This window comes from Photobacterium sp. HL06, from assembly GCF_059552575.1.
Genome location: NZ_CM183915.1, coordinates 2,351,344 through 2,366,795, shown reverse-complemented (window position 1 = coordinate 2,366,795; position 15,452 = coordinate 2,351,344). Strand labels below are relative to the sequence as shown.

Annotated in this window: 13 protein-coding genes and 5 pseudogenes; 7 read left to right on the top strand and 11 right to left on the bottom strand. The window is 42.8% G+C overall.

Going from position 1 to position 15,452, the window contains the following annotated elements; translation table 11 throughout:
• Positions 1 to 10 precede the first annotated feature (10 nt).
• Complete coding sequence (locus AC51G0_RS28600; protein ID WP_496302923.1) at positions 11 to 730, top strand: hypothetical protein; 720 nt, start codon at positions 11 to 13, stop codon at positions 728 to 730.
• 123 nt (positions 731 to 853) lie between these two features.
• Entirely contained in the window at positions 854 to 1,915 is a 1,062-nt protein-coding gene (locus AC51G0_RS28595) for a hypothetical protein (protein ID WP_496302922.1), read from the top strand.
• A gap of 221 nt (positions 1,916 to 2,136) precedes the next feature.
• On the opposite strand, the pseudogene AC51G0_RS28590 reads toward AC51G0_RS28595, so the two are convergent.
• From AC51G0_RS28590 to AC51G0_RS28570, 5 genes and pseudogenes are all read right to left on the bottom strand, one after another.
• Positions 2,137 to 2,637: pseudogene (locus AC51G0_RS28590) on the bottom strand (ISL3 family transposase); the annotation flags it as partial.
• A 23-nt stretch (positions 2,638 to 2,660) separates the two neighbouring features.
• The gene (gene tnpC, locus AC51G0_RS28585) at positions 2,661 to 4,160 is read right to left on the bottom strand and encodes an IS66 family transposase (protein ID WP_496301045.1); all 1,500 of its coding nucleotides are present in this window, start codon (positions 4,158 to 4,160) and stop codon (positions 2,661 to 2,663) included.
• 84 nt (positions 4,161 to 4,244) lie between these two features.
• Entirely contained in the window at positions 4,245 to 4,592 is a 348-nt protein-coding gene (gene tnpB / locus AC51G0_RS28580; protein ID WP_128786309.1) for an IS66 family insertion sequence element accessory protein TnpB, read from the bottom strand.
• A complete protein-coding gene (gene tnpA / locus AC51G0_RS28575) occupies positions 4,589 to 4,885 on the bottom strand; it encodes an IS66 family insertion sequence element accessory protein TnpA (RefSeq protein WP_496301046.1) in 297 nt (98 codons plus the stop codon). Before tnpA (AC51G0_RS28575) ends, tnpB begins: the two co-directional genes overlap by 4 nt.
• 46 nt (positions 4,886 to 4,931) lie before the next feature.
• A pseudogene (locus AC51G0_RS28570) lies at positions 4,932 to 5,711 on the bottom strand (transposase); the annotation flags it as partial.
• A gap of 171 nt (positions 5,712 to 5,882) precedes the next feature.
• Between AC51G0_RS28570 and tnpA (AC51G0_RS28565) the strand changes: the two are divergent.
• Positions 5,883 to 6,317 carry an IS200/IS605 family transposase gene (tnpA, locus tag AC51G0_RS28565; RefSeq protein WP_496302921.1) on the top strand — a complete coding sequence of 145 codons (435 nt, stop codon included), beginning with the start codon at positions 5,883 to 5,885 and terminating at the stop codon, positions 6,315 to 6,317.
• A gap of 448 nt (positions 6,318 to 6,765) precedes the next feature.
• On the opposite strand, the pseudogene AC51G0_RS28560 reads toward tnpA (AC51G0_RS28565), so the two are convergent.
• Positions 6,766 to 7,316, bottom strand: a pseudogene (locus AC51G0_RS28560) (IS6 family transposase); the annotation flags it as partial.
• A 222-nt stretch (positions 7,317 to 7,538) separates the two neighbouring features.
• Between AC51G0_RS28560 and hmpA the strand changes: the two are divergent.
• From hmpA to AC51G0_RS28545, 3 genes are read left to right on the top strand one after another with little or no spacing between them, the layout of a single operon-like run.
• Complete coding sequence (hmpA, locus tag AC51G0_RS28555) at positions 7,539 to 8,723, top strand: NO-inducible flavohemoprotein (protein WP_496302920.1); 1,185 nt, start codon at positions 7,539 to 7,541, stop codon at positions 8,721 to 8,723.
• A gap of 49 nt (positions 8,724 to 8,772) precedes the next feature.
• Positions 8,773 to 9,405 (top strand): alternative oxidase, encoded by a 633-nt coding sequence (locus AC51G0_RS28550; RefSeq protein ID WP_496302919.1) that lies wholly within the window; start codon positions 8,773 to 8,775, stop codon positions 9,403 to 9,405.
• A 28-nt stretch (positions 9,406 to 9,433) separates the two neighbouring features.
• A complete protein-coding gene (locus AC51G0_RS28545; protein ID WP_496302918.1) occupies positions 9,434 to 10,294 on the top strand; it encodes an SDR family oxidoreductase in 861 nt (286 codons plus the stop codon).
• Positions 10,295 to 10,956: 662 nt separating this feature from the next.
• Here AC51G0_RS28545 and AC51G0_RS28540 read toward each other — a convergent pair.
• The 3 genes and pseudogenes from AC51G0_RS28540 to AC51G0_RS28530 form a co-directional block, all read right to left on the bottom strand.
• A pseudogene (locus AC51G0_RS28540) lies at positions 10,957 to 11,061 on the bottom strand (IS110 family transposase); the annotation flags it as partial.
• Between the two features lie 248 nt (positions 11,062 to 11,309).
• Positions 11,310 to 13,223 (bottom strand): methyl-accepting chemotaxis protein, encoded by a 1,914-nt coding sequence (locus AC51G0_RS28535; protein WP_496302917.1) that lies wholly within the window; start codon positions 13,221 to 13,223, stop codon positions 11,310 to 11,312.
• A gap of 495 nt (positions 13,224 to 13,718) precedes the next feature.
• On the bottom strand, positions 13,719 to 14,042 hold the full coding sequence (locus AC51G0_RS28530) for an EAL domain-containing protein (protein ID WP_496302916.1): 324 nt from the start codon (positions 14,040 to 14,042) through the stop codon (positions 13,719 to 13,721).
• Between the two features lie 278 nt (positions 14,043 to 14,320).
• On the opposite strand from AC51G0_RS28530, the pseudogene AC51G0_RS28525 reads away from it, so the two are divergent.
• Positions 14,321 to 14,606: pseudogene (locus tag AC51G0_RS28525) on the top strand (transposase domain-containing protein); the annotation flags it as partial.
• Between the two features lie 232 nt (positions 14,607 to 14,838).
• Here AC51G0_RS28525 and AC51G0_RS28520 read toward each other — a convergent pair.
• Positions 14,839 to 15,132, bottom strand: coding sequence for an ArsR/SmtB family transcription factor (locus tag AC51G0_RS28520; protein ID WP_496302915.1), 294 nt, complete (start codon positions 15,130 to 15,132; stop codon positions 14,839 to 14,841).
• A 163-nt stretch (positions 15,133 to 15,295) separates the two neighbouring features.
• Positions 15,296 to 15,448 (bottom strand): hypothetical protein, encoded by a 153-nt coding sequence (locus AC51G0_RS28515; protein ID WP_496302914.1) that lies wholly within the window; start codon positions 15,446 to 15,448, stop codon positions 15,296 to 15,298.
• Positions 15,449 to 15,452 lie beyond the last annotated feature (4 nt).

Below are 15,452 nucleotides of genomic sequence, written 5' to 3'. Positions count from 1 at the left end.
AGGAAATGGGATGAAGTTACAGTGGATCTTTAGTGATGATGATTTAGAACCATGGCGAGAGTTCGTCAATCAAAATATAGACAATGATTTCGTCAAAAATAGACAAAAGCAAAATGTAGATCGGGAGAGTATCGACATTTCTCGAGAAAATTTGTGGTTCATTCATGTTGGGTGTCAAGTAACCTCTGTTCAAAGGTCTGGTCCAAACTCTGCGGTATCTAAGTTTTTAAATTCAAATAGTCCTGCTTTAGATTATATGGAATGTCTAAAATCAAATGATCTTGAGTTAATGCTATTTGAAGAGCTAACGTCAGCAGGTCTAAGAAGAACTAATATTATCGCAGAAAACTTAGCCGCCATTTTTAGTGATTTAGAAAGTGGTAGATGGGAACAACTGACAAAAGTATTGGACTTGGCGTTTCAAACAGATCATAAAGAAGCAGAAAAGCTAGCATCTGACTATCTGCGTCAACATTTCAAAGGGTTAGGCCTAAAGCAATCTAGAAATTATATTCAGTGGCTCGGTTTATCAAAGTACGAAATTCCTTTAGATAGCAGAGTAACAAAAGTAATGAAAGAGTTAGGTGTTAGTTTCGTCCCTAGCGCAACAGCTTTGGGAGATGAGACTGTATATCTGTTAGTACAAGACATTCTTCAGCAAGTATCAGAAAGACTGAACATCACTCCTTGTATTTTAGATGCTTGTATATTTTCCAGCTTTGACGTTTAAGTATAACGCTTCAAGATGGATTCGCAACACGTGGAACTTTCAGTTTGTATTGAGTAAAGTGATTTCGGAGCTATGCAGTGAGTTTGGCATAGCGTTGCTTACCTCTTAATGAATGGAGATAATATGAAAGCCGTAATTATGTTTGATGATGGCACAATTGAAGATATAGAAGGTACAGTTTTATTCTTCGGTATGGATCGTTTCGTTTCAGATATCTGTACTGGGAATCATTGTTTTATATGTGGTGCCTCCCCAGAAGATACGGTTTTTAATGACGAACATATCATCCCTAAATGGGTTCTTCGAAAGCTTGATATTTATAAAGAAAAAGTAACCTTACCAAACAAAGCTAAAATTCCCTATGAGCGCTATGTTGTACCTTGCTGCAAAACGTGTAACTCTTTTCTTGGCGAAACGGTTGAATCTGAAATTAAATCTGCATTTGAAAATGGGCATGAATCATTAAATGAATATATTATTGAAAATGGACCTAAGAAGCTATTCTTATGGATGGCGTTAATCTTCTTTAAAACCCATTTAAAAGATTCTTATTTAAGAAAGCATTTGGATGAACGCAAAGGTACGGAAACAATAGCAAGTGATTATGATTGGAGTTTTATGCATCATATTCATTGCTTGGTTCGGACGTTAAAAACTAGTGTAGAATTTGATGAACGTTGTTTTGGTTCGATAATTGTCTTACCTGCAAAAGTTAGCCCCAATTACTCTCAATTTGATTTTTGTGATACTTATGCTTCCAACACTATTATGTTACGCATTGGGGATGTGGCTATAGTATCTGTTCTCGATGACTCATGTGCTAGTTCTTATTTCATTAAGCCGTATATTGAAAAAGTAACAGGACCTTGCTCGCCTCTTCAATTGCGAGAAATATTAGCGCACTTAACGTTAATTAATAATAAACTTAAGTATAGACCTCGATTCTTCACTAAATTCGATCGCTTCGACCAAAAAACAAGCATTCATACTGAGTTACCAGATACAATGGAGTTGAATGAGTTTACAAATGAGGAGTTTGGCGAAATTCTCTACAGCAAAGTGTCAGATTATATTGGCAAAGTTACTAGTCCTGATGGGAATTTTAATAAACATAATGTAAAAATAGGTAGATATCGTTTTCTATTGGATCTGGAAGGTAATTTTATTCCTAACTCATTGGAATAATTCACATACAAACTGGTGTGGGACGGTTTTCTTGGTATGTTCATCGTGGCGCACCTTATGCACGGCGTTACCCATACTTTCTTTAATCCGAAACATACAAGTTAGATTAACACAAGTTAGATTAAAAGCACTAACACGTTTATGCCCCATTGTGTGTTGGCTCCGATGACTGAACTACATCGGCAACCTATTTTTACAATACATAAATGGTTCTTCTCCGCTTAGTTGAGCTTGATATTTGGGTAAAAAGTAGAGTGAGTATCAGGAACAGATGTTTGCCTAATCTTCAGTTTGAAGTATTCCGTATCTCTCACTCCACGAGCTCTTCGTCTGAGTAAACCAATAGAGACATTTCCTGCTTCAACTCGAGCGTTGGTTAACTTGTATTTTGCGTAGTTACAGACACCAACTTTTCTGTCTAGCAGCGCGTCGGCGAAATTACATAAGGAAAGAATTCGGGTTGATTTGGCAAGACGACACCAAGCTTCCAGTGCGTTAACCATTGTCTCGTAGCATGGCTCATCCCATATCGCTTGTAGCTGCTCTTTCAGCATATAAATAATGCAGAGAGTCTTATTACTTTCGAGCAAGTCATCGAGCTTGTCTGACTGTTTCCCATCCAACTTATAGGCATTTTTGAGCAGGAGAAATAGTGTTCCCTTGAGCATTCTTTTTTCTTCGTGAGAACCATTTCTAAAGGCTTTGGCTCTTTCTTTTTGTAAGCGCGCAGTTAACCAGTGAGGCCTTATTCGGCCTCGCTAAAGTCAACATTCCACGGCAGTAGATCTGATAGGTCTGCGCCAGGTACTCTCGTTGGCAGTACTCGGAACAGCTGCAAGAAGTAGTAGTAAGGATTGATGTCGTTGGCTCTGCATGTCATCACGATGCTATATAAATTCGCACTCGCCTCTGCGCCAGCAACTGATTTTGAGAACAACCAGTTTTTCCGGCCAGTGGTGAACGGCCTGATATCTCGCTCTGTCACATTGTTGTCGATGCTAATATTGCCATCTTCAAGGTAAGTGGTCAGCTTATCCCATTGGTTAAGCGTGTAGTTGATGGCTTTGCCTATCAGACTTTTTGGTAGCACTTTTTCTTGGCTCTCTTTCAGCCAAGTATGGAACTCAGCCAATATCGGTTTGGCCTTTTCTTGTCTATGTTGATGACGCTTATCTGCGCCCTGTGTTTTGCTCTGACTCTCCACGCCGTACAGTTTGCCGATGTACCCTAGGGCTTTTTCAGCACGCCCTGATTTCCCTTTCGGTTGTGCCTTTTGGGCATCTGTGAACTTGCGTCTGGCATGGGCCATACAGCCTGCCAAGGTGACTTGCTTTAGCCCTTCGTAAGCTTTATAGCCATCACATAATAAGTAGCCAGAGTAATCACCAAGAAAGCCTTTTGGACAAGTTTGAGCTCGACTCGGTTGGTAGTCATAGATAACCACTGGATTTGATGCGAACTCGCCACTGCGATAAACCCACATATACGATTTGCTTGTCGCTGCTCGATCTGGCTCATCAAGTACCTGTACGGTGGTTTCGTCGGCGCAGACAAGTGATTCATCCAGGAGATGCTGTTTCATCGCATCGACCAACACATTCACTTTGGCACCGAGCTGTACGCACCAGTTAGCGAGTGTTCCTCGGCTAATATCGATATCGGCACGTTTAAGAATATCGACCTGACGATAGAGTGGCAGTGCATCCACATATTTGGCGGTTGCCACTGCGGCCAGGGTTTCCGGGCTAGCGATACTTCTCGGTATCATACTGGCGGGTTTAGGCGCGGTGATTATCTGGCTTTGTAACGCTGTTTTCTCACATGTTCGACAGGCATATTTTGTCCGCTGATGACTGATCACACTGACTTTCTGTGGAATGATTTTCAGCTCTTCTGAAGTCTCGCTACCACTTTCATGCATAGCACCACCGCAACAGTCACAGTGCGGTGCATTCAGGGTATGAACGCGCGTTTCTCGCTCTAGTGTATCCGGCAGGGGTTTTCTGCCCTTTTTGTGGTGCTTGGGAGCTGGGTTGTTTTGTTGCTCCGCCTCATTGAAGGTGCCTTTGGGGTACTTCTCACTTTGAGATGCAAAGCGTTTGGATTTGCTAAGGTTGAGTTGTTCCGTGAGCAGTTGAACGGTGCTTTTTAGCTCAATGATTTCTTCAGCCTGCGCTTGTTTTTCTTGCTGAAGCTGTAGCAACATGGCTTTCAGTTGTTCTACATCATCAGGAAGTTCAGTCATTTTTCGTCACACTTATTTCAGTTGATGACGATAGAATGCCAGCTTTAAAAGATCACTCAACAGCAATGAGGCGATCAGTGACGATCACCTCACTTGTTTGCCGATTATCGGTTGGTGTGCCTTGGGGTTTTCAATGGTTAAGCCTGATAACAACCAGTTAAGTTGCTGTCGGGAGAGTTGAATATGGCCAGCGTAATTCGGTTTTGGCCATTTAAATCGCCCCTTTTCCAAGCGACGATAGTAGAGCCAGAACCCGTTGGTATCCCAGAATAAGATTTTGAGTTTGTCACGACCACGATTACAGAAAATGAACCAGGCTTCACTGAGCGGATCCATTTCCAGTACATCAGCGACAATGATTGAGAGGCCATCGATAGACTTGCGCATATCTGTAACGCCCGAGACGAGATAAATAGCGCCGCTGGGGATCATTGCAGTACCTGCAACCAGGTTTTGATTTGTGTCTGGGTTAGGTTCGCAGGCAGCTCCGCCTTAATACCATTAGGGAAATGCAAAGCGACAGTATCAGTGCCTATATCATCATTAATCACAATGGTGTGCGCGTGTTGCGATTCGTCGTTTTGTTCTGTTAGCTTCTTCAGCCAGTAATGAAAAGTCGGATAGCTAAGGTCGTTCACCTTGCAAAAAGCAGGAATAGAAAGTCCGCTTGCTGTTTGTTTTTCAATGACGCTCGTCCAATATTGTCGTTTTTCAGGTTGGTTCATAGTTCCTCCTTTGTTGTTGAGAAAACTATGAACGAGATCTAGTGATGTGGGAATGTGGGTTTAATTCGACGCTTACTTCTTTTTTGATTAACAGACAGTAGTTTTGCATTACATGGAAACGGTCGAAAACGATATCTGCATTGGGCAACATTTTCCTTACTGCCGCTTGATAAGGCAGCCCCATATCCATTGAAACCGCCTTGATTCCTTCTCTTGTGGCTGCTGATAACTGCTCGAAAAATGAGATGAGAACCTCCGCTCTTCTGCCGTGCTCAACCCAAATTAAATGGCCAGAAACCAGGTCATAAACAACCGTCATATAGTCATGCCTTTTAGCTCGAGCGACTTCATCAACACCTATATGGATTAGGTTGGTAAGCTTGCTTGGTTTTAGCGCTGGTAAGGTCGAAAGCAGGAATTCTCTATCAATATTTCTAACGGTCTCCCAGCGAATACCTAAATGTTGAGAGACCGCATGAATGCTCATATATCGGCATAGCCCACTTATGAATTTGCAAAAACGAGCGGTATAACGACCACCTCTAGCAACATAATCCGTTGCTTCAATCAGTCTTCTGCCTTCTTTGTCTCTTGTCTGAGCTAGTTCAACTTCCACACTACAACGACGACCACTAACAGGGAGATCATGCAGACGTCTTCGGACGTAATGATCGACGGTGCACGATTCACCAGTTCTTGATTCCTTAACTTTAAACCGCCTGTCTCGACGGCACCGAACTAAAATAGACTGGGTGCTTTCTTCTATAGAAAAAGACTGTACACATTGGCCTTTGAAGCTAAACAGGGTGGAAGATAATGATGACAAGGTACATTACTGACTTACAAGACAAAGAAGCATTGTAAATCAATATCTTAATTAAATCTTGGTAAACCACCGCCTCTGGCGGTGTGACTCGACAAGGCTCCGCCGTTCAGGCGTGCAGAAGTGAGAAAATGGCCTCCTTTATAGAACCGGCAAGTTCACAAGGAGGCCAAGATGAGAGACTGGCAGAGCCAAGCTCACGTAAAGCATTATTGCAAATATCACGTCGTATTTGTGCCTAAATATCGAAAGAAAGCCATTTATGGCTCTCTTCGTCGAGATATCGGCAAGATTTTAAGGGAGTTGTGTAGGCAACAAGGTGTGGAGATTGTGGAGGGCTATGCGATGAAAGATCATATTCATATGCTTCTGATGATTCCGCCCAAATACAGTGATGCAAACACAGTCGGCTTTCTGAAAGGAAAATCAGCTATAAGGATTTATCGAGACCATTTGCAGGTGAAGCGCAATTTTACAGGACGGCACTTTTGGACGCGAGGATATTGTGTAAGTACTGTTGGTTTAGATGAACAGATGATTCGTGAATATATAAGAAATCAGGAATCAGAAGATAAACGCCAAGAACAACTGCAACTCTCAGGCTTATAAATATAGCCCCCTCCGGGGGCTTTCATCATACCCCCGGCTTTGCCGGTGGATCATGATTATGGTTGGTCTATATACGCCGACTCATGCAAGCGGAGAAGAGCCCTAGACCTAATAGCTTGGCGTAAGATCTTTAGATAGATTCTATCCGTAATCCATCCCTTATACACACAACAATCACATAACCTATTTATATGTATTGAGGCGCTTATTTGGGGTGAGTAAAATAGTACGAATGCGAAGGTGTATCTTTTTATGGTTTTGTCGCAAAGTTATGCTGAAGTACAAGCTCACTGATTTTCAGATACAATTAGTCTGCCAGTGCGTAAAACTGCTCCCAAGCAGATAAGCCTTCAGGGTTGTCGAGCTGTCCATTTTTAATCATCACCCAAAGTTCTACACCGGCTAATGTGGCCACCGCGCCTTCGTCAGGTTTCCAGCCTAGTACCTGGTTCATCTTTCCTTTCACTCTGCGGTGGCTTTGCTCGACAATATTGTTCAGGTATTTCATTTGAAGGACTTCAATGAGGTTGAGCATCAGGCCATTCTACCAAAGCTCAACATTGATATGATGCAGAGCCAACGCATTGGAATATCTTCCATCAATCACCACCTTTTCAAATAGTCCGTGTTGGCCGATGGCTTTTTTGGAAAAAGCTCTCGCTGCCTTTTTATCTCGCGTATCACGCAGTAGAAAATCGATCACATCACCATATTTATCAACGGCTCGGTAGTAATACTTCCATTGGCCTTTTACGTTGATATACGTTCGTCCATCCGCTACGAAAAAGCTACTGGCTTCTTCTTTTTGCTAGCTCGCTGTTCCAGCAATGGTGCATACTTTATCACTCAGTGGTTCAATGTTGAGTGGTCAACAATGATGCCACGCTCTGCCAATATCTCTTCAATTTCACGGTAGCTCAGCTTGTAGGAAAGATAGTAACGAACGGACTGCAGTATGATCTCCGAGGGAAAATGACGGTCTGTGAATTTAATGGTCATGCGGTCGCAACATAGGAAAATGTACCATAACTATAAAGCATTAGGTATGCTTCGCGACAAAACCAGATAAATCAATGTTCTAAGTGCGTAATAGGTAAAGTTGGTTAACTGCATACTGGTTTCCTCTCTCACATCAATGTATAGAACTTTTCTTGATCTAAAGATACATTTGAGATACAACATTAAACATACATTATAAATACATGTTAAAGGGGAGTCATCATGCTCAAAGCTAAAACCATTGAAATCGTCAAAACTACTGCTCCACTGCTGGAGGAAACCGGGCCAAAACTCACCGCACATTTTTACGAGCGCATGTTCATCCACAACCCCGAGCTCAAGAATATTTTTAACATGAGTAACCAGCGAAACGGTGATCAGCGCGAAGCTTTATTCAATGCCATCATCACGTATGCCAAAAATATAGATAACTTGCCTGCCTTACTCGAAGCAGTAGAAAAAATCGCACACAAGCACACCAGTTTTCAGATCACCAAAGACCAGTACCAAATTGTTGGCCGACATCTTTTGGCCTCTATCGACGACTTCTTTTCTCCTGGACAGGAAGTCATCGATGCCTGGAAAGAAGCATACGGTGTGTTAGCAAATATTTTTATCGAACGGGAAGAACAGCTCTATCAGGAGAACGAAAATCTTGCAGGGGGCTGGCGTGGCCTTCGTGAATTTGAATTAATTGAAAAGCGCTCGGAAAGCGAAAATATTTGTAGTTTTGTATTTAAGCCAGTTGATGGTGAACCTGTTTCTGCTTTCAAACCTGGTCAGTATCTTGGCATTTACATTCAGAGCGACAAACTTGAGTTTCAAGAAATCCGTCAGTACAGCCTGTCATCATCTGTACAGGACAGTACTTACCGAATCTCTGTAAAGCGTGAATCTGGAGGTCTGGTTTCAAACTATCTGCACGATGAACTGAACCTTGGTGATACTGTTAAACTCACCTCACCAGCGGGTGACTTCTTTATGGAAGTCGAAGAAAGCACACCGGTTGTTCTTGTCTCTGCTGGCGTCGGCCTAACCCCCACCTTTTCTATGCTGGAAACTCTTAAAGATCATAAAGCCCCGGTAACCTGGGTACATGCGACCGAAAATGGTAAACAACACGCATTCAAACAACACGTCAACCAGATAGTGGACGCCAATGCCAACATGAATTCTCTGGTTTGGTACAACAAACCAACTGAAGAAGATTGCATAGGTGATGATTATCACTTCTCAGGTTTTGTGGATCTGAATGAATTCGAAGACGCCGTTAAAAGAGACATGGTACAAATTTACTTCTGCGGCCCAGTGGGATTTATGCAACACATCGCAAGGCAGTTAGCAGAACTCGGAGTTCCCAGAGAGCAGTTCCACTACGAATGCTTTGGACCTCACAAAGTCGTTTAGCCAAAAGCAAGAAATCAGCCCCCAGCAGGCAGGATACGCAGGATCACATATGACGTTTGAACATTCTCACTATCTACCGGAAACATTTTCGGAAAAACTGGCACTTTTTGTTACTCGGGTACTTAAAAAAACACTTAACTTTTTTTATGGCAAACATTTAGCTAAACGAGCAATGCTTCTGGAAACAGTCGCTGCCGTACCAGGGATGGTTGCCGGGATCTTTAATCATTTAAAAGCTTTAAGACGAATGAAAGATGACGGCGGATGGATCAAGGAATTACTGGACGAAGCTGACAACGAGAGAATGCATCTGATGATTTTCCTTAAAGTCACCAAACCTTCGATCATTGAACGCATATTAGTCATGGCCTTGCAGTTTATTTTTATTCTGGTTTACGGACTGATTTATCTGTTTTCATCAAAAACAGCTCATCGAATTGTCGGGTATTTTGAAGAAGAGGCCTGCAACAGCTATTCCGAGTATATTTCTCAGATTCAAGCTGGTTTGTTACCTAACCCACTAGCCCCGACCATCGCGATTAAATATTACGATTTACCAGACTCAGCAAGTTTTTTGGACGTATTGGTATGTATTCGCGATGACGAAGCCAAACACCGTGACAAAAACCATGACATAGCAGATTTATACAAAAACAATCAGTTACCTGAACACCAAAGCTAAAAACAGCATGTCAAAAAAGGAGAAAGAAATGACTTTTGATGCTCAACCTAAAGAAAAAAAAGTAGTATTCATTACAGGGGCAAACTCTGGAATGGGCCTTGAAACAGCAATACTGTTCGCCAGAAATAACTATCAGGTTTACGGTAGTGTTCGCAGCTTAGAAAAAGCAGCCGAGTTAAAAGTAGTGTTTGAACAACATGATCTGCCGATTACACCGGTTGTGTGTGATGTCACTAAAACTCAGGACGTAGAAGATGCAATAAACTTTATTATCCAGCATGCAGGCACACTGGACATTTTAGTTAACAACGCGGGTTATGGTCTGGTGGCAAGTGTCGAAGAAGGTACGGACGAAGAGTTTATGCAACAGTTTGATGTAAATGTTTTCGGCATTTTAAGAACGTGCAGAGCCGTTATTCCTTTTATGCGCGAGCAAAAATCTGGGATCATTGTGAACGTGAGTTCCTTCCTGGGTAAAATGGGCTTACCCTTGCTCACTCATTATAACTCCAGTAAATATGCGGTTGAAGGTATCACTGATTCTCTTCGATACGAACTGGCTCCGTTTGGTATTAAGGTTCACACTGTAGCGCCAGGGTTATTTAAAACTGGCTTTGTTAAAAATGGCCTCCAAGCTAATTCTGTTACAACCAGTCAGGAGTCGCCATATGCCAGTCAGGCAAATACTCTGTTACCACAGGTGGTAGATAAAATTAATAACGGCCCTTCACCAGCCTCTGTCGCAAAATCCGTCTTATCCATTGTTGAGGGGCAGGAACTGAAGGCGCGAGTACCAGCAGGAGAAGATTCTGTTTACTTTGACAAATTAAGCAGGGAGCTTTGTCAGGAGGATTTTGAGCTGGCCGTTTCAAAAGCTTTGTCATTGTAAGATGTATTGCCTAAATAGATTCCGGCAACGTGTATGCTTTGCATGTTGGTTCCTTTTTTATCTACACGACATAGTCAAGCATATTGGAGAAATGGAGCATACCGTCTAATTACTTAGCACCTGATTTTAATCTTACTGTTCTTCATCTGAAGTTAAAAAGCTCTGCATAGAATATATCGGCACAAGCCTGTGCTGTGCCGATATAAGTTCCATAGGAAAGAGGTTTTGCCGCAAAGCATTAGGTAGTTTTGCGACAAAACCCCAATGGACTGATCTTGTACGACTACCTGGTTCAGTGCATGAAAGAGCTGGCTAAGCCAGAGCCAGATCTCGAATCACTTCTTCCCTGGAACTTCTCTTACTGAGGCTGCGCCCGTGGGATAGTGGGGCGTTCACTCATAATCGAACTAATTCTCGACTTATTAAATTAGCAAATTGCTGATACATCTTTTTCCAAGCTCGATAAGTGTCTTACAGCAGTAATGTATAACAATGCAGATAGTGATTTGGGGATTGAAATGCTGATTTTAATAGACAATGGGAGATTACGTGCTGACTCGCTCATTTTGGTTCTTTTACTTCAAAGTATCCAACAAATTTTATTTCAATGTAACTTCCAACCTGTCTATCAGATAGCAGTGGCTTGAGTAGTAATCAAATGACTCCATGGCAAGAGGTGTTTTCTCTGGTAGTTGGCGGACAGTGTCAAGAAGTTTATCTCGCTTAACTATGCAGTTAGACAAAATTTGGTCGTTAGTACCCAACACACATACCTAGAAGAGTTTTTTGGCTATATCGATGCCAACAACTTTAATAGACATACTCGTTACTCCTGTTCTTCCTGGATGCACCATTAGTTTGGTACAACGACGCTAGAAGGGAGGTGCGTCCATCACATCAAAGCCCGAACTACCGATTAACCCGTATCTAGGCTTTATCAATGAGCCGTCGCAAAGCCTATTATTAAAACAGCCACCTATTGGTGGCTGCTATTTATCAGTTTCAACTTCGTAACCTACAGCTTAAAGCGATTTACTATGCTGTTCAGTTGCTCGTTGATAGAGGCAATGTTCTTTGCATCATCCAGAGCCTGGCGACCATTGGTGTCGAGCTCTCCGACTATCTCGTTGATGGAAGACATATTACGGCTCAGCTCCTGAGTAACACTGCTCTGCTCTTCAGCTGCTGTAGCTATTTGAGAACTAAGGTCATTGATCTCATCCACATAGCTGGTCATGCTCTCAAGACTTACGCCCACCTCACCAGAACCGTCCGCAGCTTCCTGACAGCGTGATTTGGTGTTTTCCATCGAGTCCACTACCACCTGGGTACCTTTTACCAAATTATTCAACGCGGTTTCAATCTCTTCGGTGCTGTCTTTGGTACGGCTCGCCAGATTACGCACTTCATCCGCTACCACCGCAAAGCCTCTGCCCTGCTCACCCGCACGCGCCGCCTCAATCGCTGCATTCAAAGCCAGCAGATTAGTCTGCTCCGCGATATCACCAATCACGCTTAGAATAGTATTGATACCCTGGGTCTCATCAGTCATCTTCTGCACATTTTCAGCAGACTCATCCACCTCTGCAATAAGTGCTGATACCGTATTCTGTGACTGTGTCACTATCTGACGGGACTCATCACTAGTTTGATTTGCTTGCTGCGTCAGATTGGCAGTATTAGCTGCATCGGTGGACATCGAATCAGCGGTTGCATTCATCTCTTCTATCGCGGTAACGATCTGCTCTGTTTCCGAGACGTGATTCTGTAAGATGGAGCTATTACGCGCCGACTGATCACGCAGTCGGTCAACGTTGAGCTGCAACGAACCGGAGGCCTGTTGAATCTCCAGCATCATGTGCTGCAGACTTTCGATAAACTTATTGATAGCAAGGGCGATCTGCCCCAGGTCATCTTCACTTTTAACCTCAAGACGCTGCGTCAGGTCGCCATCACCACGCGATAGGCCGGTCACCATCTGCTTGAGCGACAAGATCGGCTGATAGAGCGCCTGAATGATGAAAAATGCAATAACAATACTCACCAACGTAGCCGTTACTGCGATGAAGGTTGCTGTCATACGGGCATCAGCAAGTTCAGCAAAAGCCACTTCTTTATCCAGACCTATAGCGTAGTACCACTGCTTATCAGCAAACTTAATACGGTGTGAGAAAAAGATCTTGTCTTTGCCGTTTAACTCGTACTCAATGGCTGCGCTTTCTTTGCTCACTGCCTCTTCGATGGTTGGCCGGAACCAGGCAAAGTCACTACCTTTCTCGCTGGCCTTGATAGCCGGTGAGTTAGATGCAAGAAAAGTGGTATCCTGGTTTATGATGACAGCAACGGCACCTGAAGGGATATCATCATCCTGTACCAGGGTGGCAAGAAACGCCAGATTCATATCTGTCGCGACTACTCCACTCTTGGTGCGCTGCATAACACTGATCCAATAAGTTTCCCCATCTTCTCCCAGATAAGGCTCTGTCGGGATTGGCTTGTATGCCTGCCGCCCGGTATTGTAATAGCCCTTCTCTCGTACATCGTCATCTAACTTATGATTAGGCCACTCAGAAGAAGTCTGGTTCCAATACGCGTCACCATTTGATTCAAACCCGATAAATGCACTACCGGTATTAAATGCTCTCGCGAGGATATGGGTGAAATCTACATACTCTTCCGGTGTATTACCGGGAAACTCTTTATCCTTGTACAACTCACCAATTTTGGCCAGGCCTTCAACCTTTTCGCCAAGTTTTGCTTCAATCGTCTCTGCCTTGGCTTTTACATACGCCTGACTGGCTTCAGTGATGCGTTGAGTGAGGAGTTTCTCTCCACTAAGATAAGAGATACACGTGGAAACGGAAACAGAAACGCCGACCAGCAGTAACACCGATACCAGCAACACCTGTTTAAATCCCAACTGTTTCATATACTAAGGCTCCATGGTAAATAATAGTTAAATTTTTTATGCTTATTCCTGCAAAATAAATGTATCAATATTAAAATAAAGGTGTGTTGTACATTGCAGCGATACTGCGCGCTTAGGTATGAATGCTTAAAGCACATACGCCAATCATATGTGTATTACAAAATTGAGAATGATGAGTTAGGTGCCATCCAGAACGCTCACATTCGTCAACAGCCGTTATCCACTTACCAGAAGGGATGTAAACCTTAATCGGTACGATAAGGTTTCCTTGAATTTCAAATGAGTTAATAACCTCTTCGCGATTCAGATATAGCGCATCATTAGAAATGGCGTCTGACTTAGTATTGCTTTTGACATCAATCGTACACAAGGTATTAAGTTGCTTCAGACAATCCCGAAAACGGTTTAAATCAGAGCCTTCAATAATAGGAACTGACTGACAGGTAGCCAGCGATTGAAATCTTTTAAACTGGTTTCACAGTTTTTACTCATCACTTACGCACCTTCACCTATTTCCAATAGAGCCACTTTGATAAGCTCATCGGCTGATACTGGTTCTGAATAGTAGAATCTTTGGGTCGCATTACAACCAACCTCAACAAGATGACGTTTCTGCTCTTCGGTTTCGACACTTTCTGCCACAACAGATAATCTAAAGTTTTGCGCTAAGTGTACGACTGATTTGACAGTTACTTGGTCGTGGGTATTTGTTACCACATTGTCCATGAAAGACTTGTCAATTTTCAGAATCTTGGCACTAAGTTCCTTAATATAAGACAGAGACGAAAAGCCCGTCCCAAATTGTCGATAGATATGCAAAATCCGCTCTGCGCTAGGCCTTTAAGTATGTTCATTGCTTTAGCAGGAGCTGTCATTAATACCGACTCCGTAACCTCCAGTTCAAACATCGCTGGGGAAAGCCCCTCTTCAGCTCCTACGAATTAGGAAGAAAAGCCACGTAAGCCAAAAAATTTAAAAAACAGCAAACCACCTTACCAACTGGGACTTTTCTTTACTCACAGCCATGAAAGCGCTTTCATGCAGTCTGGCTCTGATTAAATCATATTCCACTAGTCCTGCATAGTACAAATACTGCGCTGGAAACACGTCTGAAAGGAAAATCTGCTGAGGAAAGAATGGCAGAACGCCAGAAACTCGCGAAACCAATACTGGATGAGCTGTATAAATGGCTGACCTCGCAAAAATTGGCTGTTCGCCGACACTCCAAAAGGTGCGGATGCTAGTACTATGCTGTATAGCATCATCGAAACAGCAAAGGCCAATGGACCGATCTTGTACGACTACCTGGTTCAGTGCATGAAAGAGCTGGCTAAGCCAGAGCCAGATATCGAATTACTTCTTCCCTGGAACTTCTCTCACTGAGGCTGCGCCCGTGGGATCGTGGGGCGTTCACGTTACAGCTCGATTAACCCTACAAAAAGTAATCCACTCTTTGGATTTCTCACGGCTTTAACTACCATACTTTTTTATAATACTTGCTTATATTGTTTTAGATAGTGATATGAATGACACATCTTGAAGATTAAGCATTGAATGTCACTATCAGATTGCGAAATTATGAAAAAATCGGACTGTGTATAAAAGAATGTTAGATTCAACGTACTTCATCAATGCAGCACTCATCTTGTAAGAAACCAATCACTGATTGCAGTCTTTCAAACTCAGCAACACAGAAAAGTGTACGACCTTCGCGGCGTTGCGAAATTAGCCCGGCTGAAACCAAGCTTGAAATGTGGTGAGAGAGTGTTGAACCAGGAATCCCCAACTTTTCTTGTAACCCACCCACAGAGATACCGTGATAGCCTGCGCGAACGACGCTTTTATAAATCGTTAATCGAGTCGGGTGCCCTAACTCTTTAAATGCTTTAGCAACAATATCAATGTCCATAGCTTTACCTCTTTGAGAATTACATTTCGATATTACTGGAAATCTTTTGACCACACCAATGATTTGTTGTTGAAAGGGACTCAATTGATGTTCGCACAGGTTCGAATTAAGAACTGGCTAGAATATAGCAATATTAGAAGCTGTAATTAGGTAATGAAAATGATCAAATTAAGACAAATTTAAACCCATTTGTGACCAGAGCTGGCATAACCTGAGTGCCAATTGCTCGAATGCCAACATACCATTGCGGCGCAACTGCTTGAAGGGCTTCTGGTACAGCAGCTATTTTGCTGAACAAAATAAAGAAGGCCGCCATTTGG

Coding starts and splice junctions, on each gene's coding strand:
- AC51G0_RS28535 (WP_496302917.1), bottom strand. CDS start 13,223: ATGAAACAGTTGGGATTTAAACAGGTGTTGCTGGTATCGGTGTTACTG.
- AC51G0_RS28550 (WP_496302919.1), top strand. CDS start 8,773: ATGACGTTTGAACATTCTCACTATCTACCGGAAACATTTTCGGAAAAA.
- AC51G0_RS28545 (WP_496302918.1), top strand. CDS start 9,434: ATGACTTTTGATGCTCAACCTAAAGAAAAAAAAGTAGTATTCATTACA.
- AC51G0_RS28595 (WP_496302922.1), top strand. CDS start 854: ATGAAAGCCGTAATTATGTTTGATGATGGCACAATTGAAGATATAGAA.
- tnpA (WP_496302921.1), top strand. CDS start 5,883: ATGAGAGACTGGCAGAGCCAAGCTCACGTAAAGCATTATTGCAAATAT.
- tnpC (WP_496301045.1), bottom strand. CDS start 4,160: ATGACTGAACTTCCTGATGATGTAGAACAACTGAAAGCCATGTTGCTA.
- AC51G0_RS28515 (WP_496302914.1), bottom strand. CDS start 15,448: ATGGCGGCCTTCTTTATTTTGTTCAGCAAAATAGCTGCTGTACCAGAA.
- hmpA (WP_496302920.1), top strand. CDS start 7,539: ATGCTCAAAGCTAAAACCATTGAAATCGTCAAAACTACTGCTCCACTG.
- tnpA (WP_496301046.1), bottom strand. CDS start 4,885: ATGAACCAACCTGAAAAACGACAATATTGGACGAGCGTCATTGAAAAA.
- AC51G0_RS28520 (WP_496302915.1), bottom strand. CDS start 15,132: ATGGACATTGATATTGTTGCTAAAGCATTTAAAGAGTTAGGGCACCCG.
- AC51G0_RS28600 (WP_496302923.1), top strand. CDS start 11: ATGAAGTTACAGTGGATCTTTAGTGATGATGATTTAGAACCATGGCGA.
- tnpB (WP_128786309.1), bottom strand. CDS start 4,592: ATGATCCCCAGCGGCGCTATTTATCTCGTCTCGGGCGTTACAGATATG.